Source organism: Mycobacterium sp. NGS68 (assembly GCF_059812195.1).
In genome coordinates, this window is the sequence record NZ_JCALCE010000031.1 from 1 (window position 1) to 18,028 (window position 18,028).

General features: G+C 70.1%; 16 protein-coding genes. 8 read left to right on the forward strand and 8 right to left on the reverse strand.

Annotated features, from left to right (window positions below):
• On the forward strand, positions 1–763 hold a 763-nt coding region (locus AC5Y5V_RS25060), incomplete at its 5' end, for a hypothetical protein (RefSeq protein ID WP_499940652.1).
• A gap of 21 nt (positions 764–784) precedes the next feature.
• Positions 785–2,347 carry a glutamine-hydrolyzing GMP synthase gene (guaA, locus tag AC5Y5V_RS25065; RefSeq protein ID WP_499940653.1) on the forward strand — a complete coding sequence of 521 codons (1,563 nt, stop codon included), beginning with the start codon at positions 785–787 and terminating at the stop codon, positions 2,345–2,347.
• A gap of 10 nt (positions 2,348–2,357) precedes the next feature.
• Here the strand turns inward: guaA and AC5Y5V_RS25070 are convergent, their stop codons facing one another.
• The 3 genes from AC5Y5V_RS25070 to AC5Y5V_RS25080 are packed head-to-tail and all read right to left on the reverse strand — an operon-like array spanning position 2,358 to position 5,575.
• A complete protein-coding gene (locus AC5Y5V_RS25070; RefSeq protein WP_499940654.1) occupies positions 2,358–3,194 on the reverse strand; it encodes a class I SAM-dependent methyltransferase in 837 nt (278 codons plus the stop codon).
• A gap of 18 nt (positions 3,195–3,212) precedes the next feature.
• Positions 3,213–4,037 carry a methyltransferase domain-containing protein gene (locus tag AC5Y5V_RS25075; RefSeq protein ID WP_499940655.1) on the reverse strand — a complete coding sequence of 275 codons (825 nt, stop codon included), beginning with the start codon at positions 4,035–4,037 and terminating at the stop codon, positions 3,213–3,215.
• Complete coding sequence (locus AC5Y5V_RS25080) at positions 4,034–5,575, reverse strand: MFS transporter (RefSeq protein ID WP_499940656.1); 1,542 nt, start codon at positions 5,573–5,575, stop codon at positions 4,034–4,036. The genes AC5Y5V_RS25075 and AC5Y5V_RS25080 overlap by 4 nt, the downstream gene beginning before the upstream one ends.
• A gap of 78 nt (positions 5,576–5,653) precedes the next feature.
• Between AC5Y5V_RS25080 and AC5Y5V_RS25085 the strand changes: the two genes are divergently transcribed.
• The 3 genes from AC5Y5V_RS25085 to AC5Y5V_RS25095 all read left to right on the forward strand — a co-directional run bounded on the left by AC5Y5V_RS25085 (position 5,654) and on the right by AC5Y5V_RS25095 (position 8,930).
• A complete protein-coding gene (locus AC5Y5V_RS25085) occupies positions 5,654–6,295 on the forward strand; it encodes a winged helix-turn-helix transcriptional regulator (RefSeq protein ID WP_499940657.1) in 642 nt (213 codons plus the stop codon).
• Between the two features lie 407 nt (positions 6,296–6,702).
• Positions 6,703–7,341 carry a DnaE2-dependent mutagenesis accessory factor ImuA' gene (gene imuA', locus AC5Y5V_RS25090; protein ID WP_499940658.1) on the forward strand — a complete coding sequence of 213 codons (639 nt, stop codon included), beginning with the start codon at positions 6,703–6,705 and terminating at the stop codon, positions 7,339–7,341.
• Between the two features lie 47 nt (positions 7,342–7,388).
• Entirely contained in the window at positions 7,389–8,930 is a 1,542-nt protein-coding gene (locus AC5Y5V_RS25095; RefSeq protein ID WP_499940710.1) for a DNA polymerase Y family protein, read from the forward strand.
• A gap of 11 nt (positions 8,931–8,941) precedes the next feature.
• Here AC5Y5V_RS25095 and AC5Y5V_RS25100 read toward each other — a convergent pair whose 3' ends face one another.
• Positions 8,942–9,883, reverse strand: a complete 942-nt coding sequence (locus AC5Y5V_RS25100; RefSeq protein WP_499940659.1) for a nucleoside hydrolase — start codon at positions 9,881–9,883, stop codon at positions 8,942–8,944.
• A gap of 34 nt (positions 9,884–9,917) precedes the next feature.
• On the opposite strand from AC5Y5V_RS25100, the gene cmaA1 reads away from it, so the two are divergent.
• Positions 9,918–10,781 carry a cyclopropane mycolic acid synthase CmaA1 gene (gene cmaA1, locus AC5Y5V_RS25105; protein WP_499940660.1) on the forward strand — a complete coding sequence of 288 codons (864 nt, stop codon included), beginning with the start codon at positions 9,918–9,920 and terminating at the stop codon, positions 10,779–10,781.
• Between the two features lie 54 nt (positions 10,782–10,835).
• Here cmaA1 and AC5Y5V_RS25110 read toward each other — a convergent pair whose 3' ends face one another.
• Together AC5Y5V_RS25110 and AC5Y5V_RS25115 are read right to left on the reverse strand one after the other, a co-directional pair.
• Positions 10,836–12,845 carry an SDR family oxidoreductase gene (locus AC5Y5V_RS25110; RefSeq protein ID WP_499940661.1) on the reverse strand — a complete coding sequence of 670 codons (2,010 nt, stop codon included), beginning with the start codon at positions 12,843–12,845 and terminating at the stop codon, positions 10,836–10,838.
• A 308-nt stretch (positions 12,846–13,153) separates the two neighbouring features.
• Entirely contained in the window at positions 13,154–13,861 is a 708-nt protein-coding gene (locus AC5Y5V_RS25115) for a histidine phosphatase family protein (RefSeq protein WP_499940662.1), read from the reverse strand.
• Positions 13,862–13,955: 94 nt separating this feature from the next.
• Here AC5Y5V_RS25115 and AC5Y5V_RS25120 point away from each other — a divergent pair, with 94 nt between their 5' ends.
• On the forward strand, positions 13,956–14,828 hold the full coding sequence (locus AC5Y5V_RS25120) for a MaoC/PaaZ C-terminal domain-containing protein (protein WP_499940663.1): 873 nt from the start codon (positions 13,956–13,958) through the stop codon (positions 14,826–14,828).
• 7 nt (positions 14,829–14,835) lie between these two features.
• Here AC5Y5V_RS25120 and AC5Y5V_RS25125 read toward each other — a convergent pair whose 3' ends face one another.
• Complete coding sequence (locus AC5Y5V_RS25125) at positions 14,836–16,815, reverse strand: PE family protein (RefSeq protein ID WP_499940664.1); 1,980 nt, start codon at positions 16,813–16,815, stop codon at positions 14,836–14,838.
• A 322-nt stretch (positions 16,816–17,137) separates the two neighbouring features.
• On the opposite strand from AC5Y5V_RS25125, the gene AC5Y5V_RS25130 reads away from it, so the two are divergent.
• Entirely contained in the window at positions 17,138–17,338 is a 201-nt protein-coding gene (locus AC5Y5V_RS25130) for a ferredoxin (protein WP_499940665.1), read from the forward strand.
• Between the two features lie 10 nt (positions 17,339–17,348).
• Here AC5Y5V_RS25130 and AC5Y5V_RS25135 read toward each other — a convergent pair whose 3' ends face one another.
• Entirely contained in the window at positions 17,349–18,005 is a 657-nt protein-coding gene (locus AC5Y5V_RS25135; protein ID WP_499940666.1) for a response regulator, read from the reverse strand.
• Positions 18,006–18,028 lie beyond the last annotated feature (23 nt).

The following is an 18,028-nucleotide window of genomic DNA, read 5'->3' on the forward strand; positions in this document are numbered from 1 at the left end:
GGCCCCGTGGGCGCAGGCGCTCAAGTCCCTGCCTGCCGCGGCCGAAAGCAGTCTCACGGCGATACAGGCGAACACCAAGGCCAATGTGGCCGCCGTGAAAAGCGCCAACGCGTCCGACCTCTCTCGCACGCAGGCTCTGAGCAGGACCAAACTCGCCGCGGCCCGGGAATTGCTGATTCCCACGGAGCGCGCGGCGGCCGCCGCAGCTCCCATGGCCCGCGTGCAGCAGGCGGCGCGGTACGTCGCCGAGGCCGCCGAGATCAACGCCGGGACCGGGCTGCGGGTCGCCGCCCGTTCTGCCGCGCTTGCCCCGCTCTCGCTCGGTCAGGCGGGCGACATCTACGGCGGCGGCGGAGCGCTGAGCCGCATACCCATCGAGGAGTATGCCCGGGCGGCGGCGGTGAACCCGCTGATCCAGCAGGGCGGCGACGGCGTCGGGCCGACGGTGTCGGCGTACAACCAGGCCCAGCTGACCAGCATGCAGCGACTGTCCGACTACCAGCTGGCCACCACGCAGGCACTCACCAGAACGCACCTCGCCGCGGCGCGCGCGGCCCTGACCAGTAGCGCGGCGGCCTCCGTGCCCACGTTGGCCGGCCTGCAGACCGCGGCACACGAGGTCGCGCAGGCGGCGGCGCTCAACTTCGGTACGGGATTGCAGGTGGGTGCCGAACGGGCCTTCCTCGCTCCGTCGCTGCTGGGCGCGGATCTCGACATCGTCGGCGGCGGCAACGAACTGCTCTACGACTACGAGCGGTACTGACCGTCCCTCTAAGCTGGCGGCGTGACTGGTGCTAATGCGGCCGCGCCGCGACCGGTGTTGGTGATTGACTTCGGTGCGCAGTACGCGCAGCTGATCGCCCGCCGCGTTCGGGAAGCGCGCGTGTTCTCGGAGGTGATCCCGCACACCACCACGGTGGAGGAGATCAAAGCCCGCGACCCGTTGGCCGTCGTGCTGTCCGGCGGGCCGTCCAGCGTGTATGTCGACGGCGCCCCGCGGCTGGACCCGGCGCTGTTCGACCTCGACGTGCCGGTGTTCGGCATCTGCTACGGGTTTCAGGCCATGGCGCAGGCGCTCGGCGGCACCGTGGCCCACACCGGCACCAGCGAATTCGGCCGAACCGAACTGAAAGTGCTTGGTGGCGAACTACATTCGGATCTGCCCGGGGTGCAGCCGGTCTGGATGAGCCATGGCGACGCGGTGACGGCGGCGCCCGACGGGTTCGAGGTGGTGGCCAGCAGCCCGGGCGCCGCGGTGGCCGCCTTCGAGGCGCGGGAACGCCGCCTGGCCGGGGTGCAGTACCACCCAGAGGTGATGCACACCCCGCACGGGCAGCAGGTACTCAGCAGGTTTCTGCACGACTTCGCCGGAATCGGCGCGGACTGGACGCCGGCCAACATCGCCAACGCGCTCGTCGACCAGGTGCGCGAACAGATCGGTGACGGCCATGCGATCTGCGGGCTGTCCGGCGGCGTGGACTCCGCGGTGGCCGCCGCGTTGGTGCAGCGCGCCATCGGGGACCGGTTGACCTGTGTCTTCGTCGATCACGGGCTGTTGCGCGCGGGCGAACGTGCGCAGGTGGAACGCGATTTCGTCGCCGCCACCGGCGCGAACCTGGTCACCGTCGACGCGGCGGCGACGTTCCTTGAGGCGCTGTCGTGCGTGACCGATCCGGAGGGCAAGCGCAAGATCATCGGCCGGCAGTTCATCCGCGCGTTCGAGGGCGCGGTGCGCGATGTGCTGGGCGACCAACCGGTGGACTTCCTGGTGCAGGGCACGCTGTATCCCGACGTGGTGGAGTCCGGCGGCGGCAGTGGCACCGCGAACATCAAGAGCCACCACAACGTCGGCGGCCTGCCCGACGACCTGAAGTTCAAGCTCGTCGAGCCGCTGCGGCTGCTGTTCAAGGACGAGGTGCGCGCGGTCGGACGGGAGTTGGGTCTACCGGAGGAAATCGTTGCGCGCCAGCCCTTTCCGGGGCCGGGACTGGGCATCCGGATCGTCGGCGAGGTCACCGCGGAGCGGCTGGACACGCTGCGGCGCGCCGACTCGATCGCCCGTGAGGAGCTGACCGCGGCGGGCCTGGACAACCAGATCTGGCAGTGCCCGGTGGTGTTGCTGGCCGAGGTCCGCTCGGTCGGGGTGCAGGGCGACGGGCGTACCTACGGGCATCCGATCGTCCTGCGGCCGGTGTCCAGCGAGGACGCCATGACCGCGGACTGGACGCGGGTTCCCTACGAGGTGCTGGAACGCATCTCGACCCGCATCACCAACGAGGTCCGCGAGGTGAACCGCGTGGTGCTGGACGTCACCAGCAAACCGCCCGGCACCATCGAGTGGGAATAGAGTGGGATAGTCAGCCGAATTCCAGCAGCGTGTACGCGCCGCGGAAGCGCCTCGTCGGCCCGAACTGCCAGAAGGCCGGATAGATCTTTCCGAAGAACCTGCCCCGCCCCTTGGGCATCGGCACGTCGCGCACCGCTTCGACGCCGGGCATGGTGTGCACCAGGTCTGCCAGTTGGCGCGTCGAGAGGCTGAACGGCATCGGCGGCACCCGGTAGTTCTTCGAGGAGCGCAGACCCTTGCGGGCGAACGTCTTGACGACGGTCGGCGGCAGGTCGAAGAACATCTGTCCGCCGGGAAATCGCTGCGCGCATGCGGCGATCAGGCCCATCGCCTGGTCTGGTTGCAGGTACATCAGCAGACCCTCGGCGGTGATGAATACCCCGTTGCTGCTGTCGATCTTGTCCATCCAGGTGAAGTCCAGGGCCGACTGCGCCAGCGTGGTGATTCGCGGGGAAGGTGGCAGCAGCCGCCGTCGGAGCTCGATCACGGGCGCGAGATCTAAAGAGACCCAACGGAATTTGGCGTCGGGCAGAGCGTCGTCCAGCCGCCAGAAACTGGTCTGGAAGCCTTCGGCGAGCGCGACGACCGTCGCCTCGGGATGTTGAGTCAGGTAGCTTTTCGCGCACCCGTCGACGGCCAGTGAACGCAGCGCGAATTCCTGGCCCTTGCGGCCGAATTTCTCGAAGTCGAAGTCGATGGAGTCGACGAGTCTGATCGCCATCGGATCGTCGATGATCGGGTCGGGGTGGGCGGCCTGGTGAGCCCGCCCGTACAGGGTCATCAATGCCGTCTCCGAGACACCGCTCAGCTGGGCGGCGTCCACACGGTTGTTGGCTTGATTACTCATCGAGCCAAACCTACCGGCTCAGCGCGCCCGTGCGATGCCTTGGACGACGCGCAGGGTCCCGGTGCTCAGCGCCTTGGTGAGGTTGTCGACTTTGCGACCGAAGTCGTTGACGAAGGCGTGCAGCCCCAGGGGAGTGGGCGGCTGGGTCAGCAGGGCGCCCATCAGGGCAGCCGCCTGATCGGTGAGATCGTTCCAGTGCTCGATCGCGAAGCCGCAGGATTCGACGACCGCCCGCAATTGCGCGGGCGTGACCAGATGGCTGCCCGCCGGCTTGTCGGCCCACGGCATTGGATAGTCGAGAGTGCCGTCCTGTCCGACGGCGCCGATGGTGCCGATGGTGATGTCCCACAGGGCAAGTCGGCCCCCGGGGACCAGCACGCGGCGGGCTTCGCGGTACAGCCGTGCTTTGTCGGGCACGTTCATTTGCACGTGCTGGCTGATGGTGACGTCGAAGGTCGCGTCGGCGAAGGGCAGTTCGGTGACGTCGGCGTGCCGCACCGATATCCGGTCGTCCAACCCGACGAGCCCGTTGAGCCAGCGGTTGGTTGCGCAGTATTCGTCGGTCAGATCGACGGCGCTCACCCGGCAGCCGTAGCGGTCGGCGACGAAGCGGGCGGTGCCGCCGATCCCGCTGCCCGCGTCCAGCACCTCGTCGTGGCCGCCGATCCCGAGCAACTCGACGAGTTGGGCGGTGGCCAACCGGCCCATGGTGTGGAAGTCCTCCAGCGTCTCGAGGTCGCGGGGCGTCAAGTGGCCGAGGTCCTTGCCGGCTTCGACCAGAGCCCGCTCGATGTTGCTCCGCGTCAGCCCCGTCGAGTACTGACCCGTCACGATGGTGTTCATACTGCTTCCCTTTCCGGTTGCTGAGCCCGTTCCCAGGCGGGTAGCAGCCAGGCGACGACCAGGGCGGCGCCCAGTGCGATACCGGCGCAGACCAGCGAGCCGGCCTGCAGGCCATCCAGGAAGGCGTGGTCGACGGTGGCGCGGACATGGCCGGCCTGTGGCGCCGGAAGCCGTCCGGTCACCGCACGGGCAAGTGCCATCGAATGGCGCATCGCGGAGCTGACCTCGCCGGGCAGGCCGGTCAGCGCCGGCGCGTGGTCGAGGCGGCCGGCGTATACGGAGGCAAAGATGCTGCCCACGATGGCCACACCCAGGGTGCCGCCGAGTTCACGGGTGGTGTCGTTGACGGCGGAGCCGATCCCGGCCTTGTCGGCCGATAGCGACCCCATGATCGCTTCGGTTGCCGGGGCCGTCGTCAGGCCCAGACCGCCTCCGAGCAGCAGCATTTGCAGCGCGATCTCGGTGTAGTGCGTCGACGCCTCGACGGTGGAGGCCCACGCCAGGCCGGCCGCGAACACGGCCAGCCCGCCGGCGACGACGGCCTTACTGCCGATCCGTTCCGCCAGGCGGGGCCCCAAGATGCTGGCCGCCGCAATCGACGCCGCGACGGGCAGCAACCGCACGCCCGCCTGAAATGCCGTGTAGTCCTTGATGAACTGGAAGTACTGGGTGATGACGAAGATGAACCCGAACAGCGTCAAGAAGCCCGCGGTCACCGCGAGGCTGCCGCCGGAGAAGCGGCGGTTGGTGAAGACCGAGACGTCCAGCATCGGATGGTCAGTGCGGCGCTCCCACAGCGCGAACCCGATGAGAACCACTGCGGCTGTGATGAATCCGGTCGCGGTCCGAACGCTGGTCCACCCCCAGGCGGGCGCCTCGATGACGGTGAAGACGAGCGTGGTGACACCGGCCGCGGACAGGATCAGGCCGGGCGGATCCAGGCGCGGCGCCGCGGGGTCGCGGGAGGTCGGGACGTAGAGGACGCCGCCGATGATCGCCGCCAGCGCGATCGGGATGTTCACCAGGAAGATGGCGCCCCACCAGAAGTGTTCGAGCAGCCAGCCACCGCTGATCGGTCCCACCGCCACCCCCACTCCGACCATCGCCGCCCACACGCCGATCGCCTTGGCGCGCGCCTCGGGGTCGGTGAAGATGTTGGTGATCAGGCCCAGGGTGGTCGGGAAGATCACTGCCGCGCCGATGCCCATGGCGGCCCGGGCGGCGATGAGCGCATCCGCCGAATCGGCTTGTGCGGCAATCCCGGACGTGATCGCGAAGACGGCAAGCCCGGAATTGAGCCAGCCCCGTCTGCCGTAGCGGTCGCCCAGGCTGCCGGCGGAAAGCAGCAGGCCGGACATGACCAGCGTGTAAGCGTCGACGATCCATTGCAGCTGCGAAGTGTCGGCGCCGAGTTCGCGCGACAGCGTGGGCAGCGCGACGTTGACGATGGTGGCGTCGACGCTGATGACGAAGGCGCCGAGGCAGATGACGGCGAGCGCGGGGATCGGGTGATCGCGGAACACTGGGGCGGTACGCATAGACAAGACAGTAAATTTTATAGACAACTTTTTCAAGTTATAAATGGAAAAAGATGTCTAGCCTGCTAGGCTGGCCGTATGTCGCCCCGGAACTACAACCAGAACTGCCCGATCGCGCGCGGCCTGGACATCCTGGGTGAGCGATGGACGTTGCTGATCCTGCGTGAGCTGGTCGGCGGGCCCCGTCGGTACGGTGATCTGCGAGCCGAATTGCCAGGCATCGCAACCAATTTGCTCGCGGTGCGACTCAAGGAGCTACAAGACGACGGGCTGGTGGAGCGCACCGATCTGCCCGCCCCGATCGGGCGGACCGTCTATACGCTCAGCGATGTCGGCTGGCAGCGGGTGCTGCCCATTCTGCAGAGCATCGCCTGGTTCGGCCTGGACCGACTCGATCCTGTCGACGATGGTCCGGTGACGCCGCTGGGCGGGTTCCTGGCCGGGGTCCTGCTGGCCTTCGACCCGGTGCGGGCAGCCGGCCTGAAAGCGACTTACCGGGTCGAGATCGACGGTCGCCGTTTCGAATTCGCGGTGGTCGACGGCCGCCTTGCGGCCGGCCGCGGCGAGCCTGCGGTGACGTTGACCGCGAGTGCGGCGGACCTTTTCACGGCCCGCCTCGGATCCGTCGAGGCCAAGCGCAAGGCCGCGCTGCGACGACTCGGCTTCGTCGGTGACCAGGGTGACATCGACGCGATGCGGTCGGTGTTCTCGCTTCACTGAACGAGGTATGTTCCGCGCCCCGCGGCGGCTAGGCCAACGGTGAATTCCTGGTTGGTCGTGGTTTGCTGTAACCCGGTCGACCGGCCACCTTAGTCGACTTAGTCGACGGAATCCGATCCGGTCGCCTTCGTGCCGTCGAGGGTGAGGGCGGCGGCTGCCCCGAACCCGAAGGGCGGCGGTCCTTGGTGCGATTCCTGGCCGGGATCGGTTGCGAATAGCTCCGCGGGATGGACCTTCGGTGCCGGTCGGCGACGCCACTCGAGTGCCATCCCAAATCACCAGCCACACCAGTATCGGAAGCGGTTCGCGCGGTCGGCAGGGTGGTGTCCCGCGCGTCTTGACGGTTGTCGGAGGGCAGGTGTTCAATCGAACGTATATTCGAACGATCTCGTGATGGGAGGCTTGTCATGACCGCGGCTTTTGCCTCCGATCTGCGCCAGGAAACCCGCGCTGAGCAGCTGAGATTGCTGCGCCAGAAGATGGCGGCGATGTCCGGCGACCACCATCGCCCGGGCATCCTGCCGCCGGAGCCGACGGGGCAGGAGCTGGTGCCCCGCGGGACGGTGGCGGTGCTGTCGGGAGCCCGGTCGCTGGCGCTGAGCATGGTGGCATCGGTGACGGCGGCCGGAGGCAACGCGGCGATCGTCGGCCAGCCGGACGTCGGGCTGCTGGCCGCGGTGGAGATGGGGGCGGATCTGAGCCGGGTCGCGGTGATACCGGATCCCGGTACGGATCCGGTGGAGGTGGCCGCGGTGCTCATCGACGGCATGGATCTGGTGGTGCTCGGTCTGGGTGGACGACGGGTGCCATGGTCGCGGACGCGGACGGTGGTTGCCCGAGCCCGGCATAGCGGGTGCACTTTGCTGGTCACCGACGGCGATTGGCAGGGAGCTCCGGCGCGGCTGGCGGCCCGGGTGTGCGGCTACGAGATCACGCCGGAGCAGCGGGGGGCGCCCGCACCTGGGTTCGGGCGGATCAGTGCGGTGCGGCTGCAGATCAGCGGGTGCGCGGGGGGACGGGTGATCGGCCGGGTTCGGACGGGGTGAGCACGGTGGCATCCCCTACCGGCCCGCGGGTGCTGGCGATCTGGTGCATGGACTGGCCCGCGGTCGCGGCGGCGGCGGCCGCGGGCCTGCCCGCGACGGCCCCGGTAGCGGTGACACTGGCCAACCGGGTGATCGCCTGCTCGTCCGCCGCCCGTGCGGCGGGGGTGCGGCGGGGTCTGCGCCGACGGGAGGCGGCGGCCCGCTGCCCGCAACTGCACGTCGTGACCGCCGACGCCGACCGCGACGCCCGCCTTTTCGAGGGCGTGATCGCCGCGGTGGACGACCTGGTGCCCCGCGCCGAGGTGCTGCGGCCCGGGCTCCTGGTGATGCCGGTGCGCGGGGCGGCCCGCTATTTCGGGTCCGAGCAGCAGGCGGCCGAGCGGCTGATCGACTCGGTTGCCGCGGCCGGCGCCGAATGCCAGGTCGGGATCGCCGACCAGCTGTCCACCGCGGTCTTCGCCGCGCGTGCGGGCCGGGTCGTGGAACCGGGGGACGATGCCCGGTTTCTGTCGGTGTTGTCGATCCGGCAGCTGGCCACCGAGCCGAGCCTGTCCGGCCCGGGACGCGAGGAACTGGCGGACCTGTTGTGGCGGTTGGGGGTTCGCACCATCGGCCAGTTTGCCGCGTTGTCCCGCACCGACGTCGCTTCCCGGTTCGGCGCCGACGGGGTGGCCGCGCACCGGTTCGCCCGCGGCCAATCCGAGCGCGGGCCCTCCGGTCGCGAGCCGCCCGGAGAACTCGAGGCCGTGCTGGACTGCGATCCGCCGATCGACCGGGTGGACGCCGCGGCCTTCGCCGGGCGCGCGCTGGCCGGCACTTTGCATCAGTTGCTGATGGCCGCCGGGGTGGGCTGCACCCGGCTGGCCATCCACGCCGTCACCGCCAACGGCGAAGAGCTGGAACGGGTTTGGCGGTGCGCCGAGCCGCTGACCGAGGATGCCACCGCGGACCGGGTGCGTTGGCAACTCGACGGGTGGCTGAGCAACCGAAGCGCCCAGATCCGCCGGCCCACGTCGCCGGTGACGTTGCTGCGCCTGCAGGCGATAGAGGTGGTGTCCGCCGAGGCGCTGCAGTTGCCGCTGTGGGGCGGACTGGGGGAGGAGGACCGGCTCCGGGCCCGACGGGCGCTGGTGCGGGTGCAGGGCCTGCTCGGCCCGGAGGCGGTGCAGGTGCCGGTGCTGTCCGGTGGTCGCGGACCGGCCGAGCGCATCACGTTGACCCCGCTGGGTGACGAGCCGGTGCCGCAGGCCGACCCGAGCCAGCCGTGGCCCGGCCAACTGCCCGGGCCGTCGCCGACGGTGCTGCTGGATGATCCGGTCGAATTGCTTGATGCCCAGGGCAATCCGGTGCGGGTGACCAGCCGGGGAATGTTCTCCGCCGACCCCGAGCGACTGACCGGCGGCGGCGTCCTCGGCCGGGGCGACAAGCTGCGCTGGTGGTCCGAACCGTGGCCGGTCGACGAACGGTGGTGGGATCCCGATCATGCGCGCGGCCGCACGGCCCGGGCCCAGGTGCTGCTGGAAAGTGAGCGCGCGCTGTTGCTGTGCTACCGGCAAAGGAGGTGGTACCTGGAAGGTGTCTACGAGTAGCGGGATACCGCTTAGGCAAGCTCCCGAACGAACGCCCCGACGCGCTCGACGTACCGGTCGCAGAACGCCGCGGGGTCGACGCCAATGCCGACCTGCGCGTTGGCTTCTCGGCTCGCCGTCCAGCCGGGGACCGTCGCGCCGCGCGGATCGGTCAGCTCGACGTCCACCGTCGCGGGCCGGGTCGCCATCAGCGTGGGGTCCAGCGCGACCGCGGCGGCCAGCGGATCGTGCATGTACGCCAGATAACCGTATCCGCGGGCCTCGTGCGACTCGAAGTAGAACCGCATCGCGTCCTCGATGAACCGGCTCACCCTGGACGGTCCCGACGGCCCCGCCAGCCGGGCCAGGATCTCGGGCGTCATCGCGACGCGCCGGGTCACGTCCAGGCCGCACACGATCGGAAGCTCTTGCCGGCCCGCCCACGCCGCGAATACCTCGGCGGCTGCCTCGGGATCGACCCGGATGTTCCACTCACCCTGGCCGGCGCGAGCCCCGAAGTCGCCGCCCATGATCACCAGGCGGCGCAACAGCGACGGCAGCGCGGGTTCGGCCCGCACCGCCAGCGCCAGGTTGGTCAGCGGGCCGGTGACCAGGCCGACCAGCTCCCCGGCGTGCGCGTGCGCGGCATCGACCCAGGCGGCGACGGCGTCGTACCCGGTCAGCCGGCGGTCGGTGGTCGGCAACCCGGCATAGCCTAAACCGTTGGGGCCGTGGAAGTTCCCGCGCTGTGGCCAGTTGCCGCGCAAAGGCTCGTCGGCGCCTTTGGACACCGGTAGGTCACCGGCGCGGCACAATTCGAGCAGGCCGAGGTTGTTCGCGCACACCTGGTCCACCCCGATGTTGCCGCCGGTCGACGCGATGCCGACCAGAGTTGCGTCGGGACTGGCCAGCAGGTAGATCAGCGCCATCGCGTCGTCGATGCCGGTGTCGACGTCGGCGAACACGGCGCTCATCGGCGCCACGATACGCCCGGTCTACGCTGGCCTGATGCCAGACGACCTCAAGCCGCATTTCGAAGACATCCAGGCGCATTACGACCTGTCCGACGACTTCTTCCGGCTGTTCCTCGACCCCACCCAGACCTACAGCTGCGCCTACTTCGAACGTGACGACATGACGCTGGAAGAGGCGCAGATCGCCAAGATCGACCTGGCGCTGGGCAAACTCGGGCTACAGCCGGGGATGACGCTGCTCGATGTCGGCTGCGGCTGGGGCGCCACCATGCTGCGGGCGGTGGAAACCTACGACGTCAACGTGGTCGGCCTGACGCTGAGCAAAAACCAGGCCGCTCACGTCGAGCGGCTGATCGCGAAATCCGAAAGCCCGCGGTCCCAGCGGATTCTGCTGCAGGGCTGGGAGCAGTTCGACGAGCCGGTGGACCGGATCGTGTCCATCGGCGCCTTCGAGCACTTCGGCCACGAGCGCTACGACGCGTTCTTCACGCTGGCACACCGCCTGCTGCCCGACGACGGAATCATGTTGCTGCACACCATCACCGGGCTGCACCCGCTGGAAATGAAGGAACGCGGCATGCCGCTGTCCTTCACGTTCGCCCGATTCCTCAAATTCATTCTCACCGAGATCTTTCCGGGCGGGCGGCTACCGTCGATACCGATGGTTACCGAGCGCGCCGCCGCGAACGGCTTCACCGTCAGCCGCGTGCAGTCGCTGCAGCCGCACTACGCCAAGACGCTGGACATCTGGTCGGCGGCGCTGGAAGCACACCGCGATCAGGCCATCGCGCTGCAATCCGAGGAGGTGTACGAGCGCTACATGAAGTACCTGACCGGCTGCGCCGACATGTTCCGCGTCGGCTACATCGACGTGAACCAGTTCACCTGCGAAAAGTGACGGCCGATCCGTCGGGTCTGTGGGGGATATGCACGCATTTCCCAGGCGCAACGCCTACCAGTGCAGGCCGGGGACGCGGCGCACCAGCCGCTTGACCGGCTTGGGCACGTCGGGCACCTTGGGTACCGCCCGGGCGGGGCGCCGGGGCCGACGCGGAAGCGGTTCTGCCGCAGGTGTTTCCGTGACACCGCGGGCCGCGGCCGAATCCGGGTAGCCCAGGTACAGCTGGTGCAGGAAGCGCCGCGCGATCCGCGGCGCGAAGTAGTTGCCGGCTTCGGCGAGCGTGCCCATGGGGGTGTCGATGCGGCCCGGCTTTTCGACGAGGCCCCGTACCACCATCGCGGCCGCGCGCTCGGGGCTGATGGCCGGCACCGGGTTGAGCCGCTTTGACGGCGTGATCATCGGCGTGGCCACCAGCGGCATGTGGATGTTGGTGAACGTGATGTGGTCGGACAGCGTCTCGGTGGAGACCACGTCGGAGAATGCGTCCAGCGCCGCCTTGGACGGCAGGTACGAGCTGTACTTCGGGTTGCGGGCCTGCACCCCGGCGCTGGAAACGTTGACGACGTGACCGAACCGCCGCTCCCGCCAGTGCGGCAGCAGCGCCAGCACCATGCGTACCGCGCCGAAGTAGTTGACCGCCATCACCCGTTCGTAGTCGTGCAGCCGGTCGGTGGAGTTGACCACCGAGCGCCGGATGGACCGGCCGGCGTTGTTCACCAGGTAGTCGACGTGGTCGAAGCGGCCCAGGATGTCCTTGACGGTGTGCTCCACCGACGTGGAATCGGTGACGTCGCAGGTGAAGGCGTGCGCCTGGCCGCCGTTCGCGCGGATGTCGGCGACCAGCGTGTCCAGCGCGTCGGCGTTGCGGGCCAGCGCGAACACCGTCGCGCCCCGCTCGGCGACGGCGATCGCCGAGGCCCGGCCGATGCCGCTCGACGCGCCGGTGATGATGACGTGCCGGCCCCGCAGCGGTTCGGCGGGATCGCCGCGTCGGGCCCGGTCGGGGTCGAGGTGTTCGGCCCAGTACCGCCACAGCGCGGGTGCGTAGCTGGAGAACTCGGGCACGTCAATTCCGGTGCCGGCCAACGCCGTCCGCGTCTGGTCGGACATGAAAGTCGGGGCCAGGTCGACGACGTCGAAGATCTCGCCGGGGATGCCCAGCTGGGTGGCCGCCATGTTGCGCAGCACCTTGGCGCGGCCGCTCACCCGCAGCACCGAGGTGCCCACCGAGCGGGGCAGCGCCCCGCGCACCGGCGGCAGCCCGGCGGCCCTGGCGACCCCGCGGTAGATGCCGCGCAGCCCGGTGGTCTTCGGGGCGGTCAGGTGGAACGTCTGCCCGTCCCGACCGGGCATGTGCATCAGCGCGACCAGCGCGTCGACCACGTAGTCGACCGGGACGATGTTGGTGCGCCCGGTGTCCGGCAGCAACATCGGCGTCAGCGACGGCAGCGCGGCCAGCTTCGCCAGCACGCCGAAGAAGTAGTACGGCCCGTCGATCTTGTCCATCTCGCCGGTGCGCGAATCGCCGACCACCACCGCGGGGCGGTAGATGCGGTAGCGCAGGCCGGTCGCGGCGCGCACCAGCGCCTCGGCCTCGAACTTGGTCCGGTGATACGGGCTCGGGAGCTGCTGGCCGACGTCGAAGTCGTCCTCGGTGTACTCGCCGCGGAAGTCACCGGCCACCGCGATCGACGACACGTGGTGAAACTCCGCGTCCAGGCGGCGTGCCAGCCCGAGCACGGCGCGGGTGCCCTCGACGTTGGCCGCCCGCTGCTCGGCCTCGTCGGCGGTGATGTCGTAGATCGCCGCGCAGTGGACGACGTGATCCACGCGGCCCAGCTCCGCGATGGTCGCTTCGGTCAGGTCCAGCTCGGGCAGCTCGCCGACCAGCGGCTTGGCCCGTTCACCCCAGTCCGCGGCGAGGCGTTCGAAGCGGCCCAGCGACTGGCGCCGGACCAGCACCCACACCTCTACCGGCCCGTCGGCGTCCGGACGCTCCAACAATCGGGATACGACACGGCGGCCAATAAACCCGGTACCGCCGGTAACGACATACCGCATTCAGTCATCGTGGCCGCTGGTCGCAGCCGCGTCAACCTTGTGTGATCCAACCGGCGTTGAGTCTGCGTTGGCTGTGGTGTGTACTCGCAGTTTTGCGCGCTGGGCGCAGAGTCAGCGTGGGGCGAACGGCGTGGTCGGGTGTGCGGCGTTGAGTCTGCGTTGGCTGTGGTGTGTACTCGCAGTTTTGCGCGCTGGGCGCAGAGTCATTGTGGGGCGAACGGCGCGGTGGGGTGTACGGCGCGTTGAGTCTGCGTCGGCTGCGGAGTGCACTCGCACTAATGCGCGCTGGACGCGGAGTCAGCGACCGATCAGCTGTTGAACTCGCGCACGCCGTCCCAGTCCACCAGCGTCCAGCCGTTGGTGGGATTGCCGGTGATCACCACGCGGCCGAGGTTGGGCAGCGGGTGCTTTTCCAGCAGAGCGAGCTTGGGGTTCTTCACGTTCATCAGCGTCCAGACCATGATCGCGGTGCCCTGAGAGACCACCAGCGGCTTGCTGTTTCCGCTGTCGTAGATCCGCTTGATGGCCTTGGTGAAGTCCTCGTTGAACTTCTTCCCATTGATCGACCCGGGGATGGTGTTTCCGACGTCGCCGTGCAGGACCCAGTCGTTGGGCGCCAACATGTACGTCGCGCTGGCCATCGATTCGGGCTTGCCGTTGAACCAGCCGGCGTTGAGCGACTCCACCCCGGGCAGCACCGTGGCCTGCTTGCCGAGTTCGCTGGCCAGGGGTGCCGCGGTCTGCTGCGCCTCGGCCATCTCGGACGTATAGATGCCGTCGACGTCCTTGTGGACGATCTGGTGCACCAGCTGCTGCGCCTGCCCCTTGCCGTCGGCGCTGAGGCCCGGACCGGGAATCCCGGTCTCGATGATGCCGTCGGCTTCGGCCTGGGACTGCGCATTTCGGACGAAGGTCAGCGTGATGCTGCGGGCCTGCGGTTCTCCGCCACAGGCGCCGACGACTAGCGTTGCGGCGAGCACGGCCGCCAGTTTCCAGAGCAGGGTGCGGTTTCGCATGGCGATAGCCTGCCCTGCCGATGGGGTCGGTGTGAAGGGTTTGCGATGGTTGGGTGCAGAAAAGGCTCGAATTTGGAATCTGGAGGAGACTGGTATGGCGATTGACCCGAATGCCGTCGGCGCGGTGACCGAGCCGATCCTGTTCGACTGGACCGACCGGGACACGATCCTCTACGCCCTGGGTGTCGGCGCGGGCCTGGACGACCTGCAGTTCACCACCGAGAACAGCCACGGCATAAAGCAGCAGGTGCTGCCGACCTACGCGGTGATCTGCTGCCCGGCGTTCGGGGCTGCCGCCAAGGTGGGGACGTTCAACTGGGCCCTGCTGTTGCACGGATCCCAGAGCATTCGGGTGCACGCGCCGCTGCCGCCCGCAGGCAAGCTGTCCGTGGTCACCGAGGTCGCCGACATCCAGGACAAGGGCGAGGGCAAGAACGCGATCATCGTGCTGCGCGGCAAGGGCAGCGACCCCGATTCGGGCGAGCTGATCGCGGAGACACTGACCACCCTGGTCATCCGCAAGGAGGGCGGCTTCGGCGGCGTGCCCGGCGAGCGGCCGGCCGCGCCGGAGTACCCGGACCGCGAGCCCGACGCGCGCATCGCGCTGCCCACCCGCGAGGACCAGACGCTGATCTACCGGCTGTCCGGCGACCGCAACCCGCTGCACAGCGATCCGTGGTTCGCCAAGGAGATGGCCGGGTTCCCCAAGCCGATCCTGCACGGGCTGTGCACCTACGGCGTCGCCGGCCGCGCGCTGGTCGCCGAACTCGGCAAGGGCGACGCCACCAAGGTCACCGCGATCGACGCGCGGTTCACCTCGCCGGTGTTCCCCGGCGAGACGCTGACCACCCTGATCTGGCGCACCGAGCCGGGTAAGGCGGTGTACCGCACCGTGGTTGAGGGTGCCGACGGCGCCGACGCACGCGTGGTGCTGGACGACGGCGCCGTGGAGTACGTGGAGAGCTAACCGTGCGCTAGCTGCCGCCGTCGGTCCCTGGGGTCCCGCCGGTCCCGAACAGCGATCCGCCGGTGCCGCCGACGTTGGCCTGGCCGCCGGCGCCGGGAGGACTGCCGTCACCGCCGTTGCCGCCGTTGCCCCCGTTGCCGCCGTTGCCGACGGTCTGGGCGTCGCCGCCGTAGCCGCCGACGCCGCCGCCACCACCCCGGCCGGTGTTGCCGTCCGGGGCGGCCGCGACACCGCTGCCGAAGGCGCCGCCGTTGCCGCCGGTCCCGCCGCTGCCGCCGGCGCCGCCGCTGCCGGAGAGCATCGCGCCGTTGGCCCCGAACCCGCCGGCGCCGCCCGCGCCCCCGACACCGCCGTCGCCGCCGGCGCCGCCGCCGGCGCCGTTGTCGCTGCCGCCCTGCGCGCCGGCGCCGCCCATCCCACCGGATCCGCCGTTACCGGCTCGTCCGCCGTGACCCGTGAGGCCGCCGCTGTGGCCGCCGTTGCCGCCGGTTCCGCCGGCGCCGCCCGCGCCGCCGGTTCCGCCGGTGCCGCCGGCGTCGCTTGCGGTGCCGTCGCTGCCGGTTTGGCCACCGCCGCCGTTGCCGCCGCTACCGGCGTTGCCGCCGGCGCCGCCGTTGCCGAACGATCCGGCGTCCCCGCCGATGCCGCCGGCGCCGCCCTTGCCTCCGCCGCCACCGGCGTTGCCGTCGTGTTGGCTGCCGCCGGCTGACGCGATGTTGCTGCCGCCGTTCCCGCCGTTGCCGCCGGCGCCGGCGTTTCCACTCAGCGATCCGCCGAAGCCGCCGGAGCCGCCGTCCCCGCCGGCGCCCCCGACCGCCCCAAGACCCCTGCCTGCGGCATTGCCGCCGTTCCCGCCGACGCCGCCCTGACCGCCGGTGCCGAACAGCCCGGCATTGCCGCCGGCGCCGCCCTTCCCGCCGGCCCCCGCGGCGGAGACGTCGATGTTCTCTCCGCCCGCCCCGCCGGCTCCGCCCGCCCCGCCGGCTCCGGCCACGTACCCGCCGCCGCCACCGGCACCGCCCGCGCCGCCGTCGCCACCGGACGGCCCGATGTCGTTGTTCGCTCCGCCGATGCCGCCGACCCCGCCGGCGCCGCCGGTGCCGAACAACCCGGCGTGTCCGCCGGCGCCGCCGGCCCCGCCGACCGACGACGTATTCGTGTTCAAGCCGGCGCCGGCGTTACCTGCGCTGCCGCCGACCCCGCCGCTGCCGAACATCCGGCCGCCGTCGCCGCCGGCCCCGCCGGCCCCGCCGTTCCCGCCGGAGTTGATGGCGTTGCCGTCCGCGCCGGCCGACCCGGTTCCGCCGGCTCCGCCGTTGCCCCAGAAGCCGGCGCCGCCGCCCCGCCCACCGGCTCCGCCGTCGCTGCCGACGGCCGTGCCCGCTCCGCCGCTGCCCCCGTTGCCGCCGTTGCCGCGCAGCAGCCCGCCGGCTCCGCCTTCGCCGCCCTTCCCGCCGGGTCCACTGGCGCCTCCGGCACCGCCGTTGCCGCCATTCCCGCCGTTGCCGACCAGACCCGCGGATCCGCCGTTACCGCCTGCGAGGCCGGCCGACTGGGAGTAGCCGTCGCCGCCGTTGCCCCACAGCAGGCCACCGTCGTATCCGTTCGGATGGGCCGCTGTCCCGTTGGCGCCGTCGCCAATCAGGTTGCGGCCCAGGATCGCCTGCGTGGGTGCGTTGATCGCGTTAAGCAGGTTCTGCTGCACATTGGCGGCCTCGGTGCTGGCATAGGAGCCCGCGGACTTGTTCAGCAGCTCCACAATTTGTTGGTGGAGCGTCGTCGCCTGCGCGCTGATCGCCTGATATGACCGGCCGTGTTGGCCGAACAGCGCCGCAATCGCGGCCGACACCTCGTCGGCGCCGGCGGCCAACACCGTCGTCGTCTGACCTGCCGCGGCCGCGTTGGCGGCCCGAATCGCCGAGTGGACGCCGGCGAGATCCGTTGCCGCCGTGCCCATCATGTCCGGAGCTGCGATTACAAACGACATGACTGTCCTCCCATCGGCCCCCGATGTTAGGAACAGATCGTAGCGCCGACTGCGGGTTGAGATGGGCAAAATCGGCGCCCGTATTCGATCAAACTGCTTGTGCTCCACGGCAACCGGTGCCGGGCGGCGCTGGTCAGGCCTGGTCGGCGCCGTCAACTCCGCGGCTGCCGCGCCGGCGTCCCCGCCGTCACCAACGTCTGTGGTCAGTACACCCAGCCGCACATAACTGGCACGCACAGGCCACTTCTTGGCGCGTGCGGCCCGGGCCGGCAGGGGGTTGCGGCGCCGATACTCGGGGACAGCACCCGAGCTTGGAGGAGCCATGCGCATCACCGTCGACTACAACCTGTGTGAAGGCCACGGCCAGTGCCTGCTCGCGGCGCCCGACGTCTTCGACCTGCCCGACGGCGCGGACCAGGTGGTGGTGCTGGACCCCGACCCGCCCGAAAGCGAGTACGACGCCGTCGTGCGCGCCGCGGCCATGTGTCCGGCCCAGGCCCTGCACGTCGATCGCTGCGGGTAGTTCGTCGTGCCTACCCGGTCGCCGGGTCGTCGAGGATGCCGCACCGGCCGGCCAGCGCGGCGGCGGCGATCCGGGTGCCGACGCCGAGCTTCTGCAGCAGCGAGGCCACCATCCGCTTGGCGGTCCGCTCCGACACCACCATGCGGGTGGCGATTTCCGCCATCTCCATGCCGGTCGACACCAGCGTCCACAGCTTGATGTCGGCCGGCGTCAGCGATTCCAGCACCGAGGGTTTATGGGCGTGCGACAGCAACGAATCGAGCAGCATCGGATCGAGCACCCGCAGACCGGACGCGATGGTCTGCAAGGGGCCGACCAGAGCTTCGGGCCGCAGCGTCTTGGACAGGAAGCCGTCGGCGCCGGCGCGCAGTGCGTCCTCGGCCAGCTGCGGATCCCCGGTGCCCGACAGGGCCAGGATCCTGGTCCGCGGGTGGCGGGCCTTGATGTGGCGGATGGCCGCCACGCCGCCCAGCGGGGGCATGGACAGGTCGACGATGGCGATGTCGGCGTGGCAGGACCCGACGAGGTCGGAAGCCTCCTCGACGAAGGTGGTGCGGCCCCCGATGACGAACTGGCCGCCCCAGTCCCGGGTCAACAGCAACTGCAGGCCCTCGGCGAACAATTCGTGGTCGTCGACAATCACCACCACCAGGGGCTTGTGGTCCACGCGCCGGATCGTAGTCCCCCCGC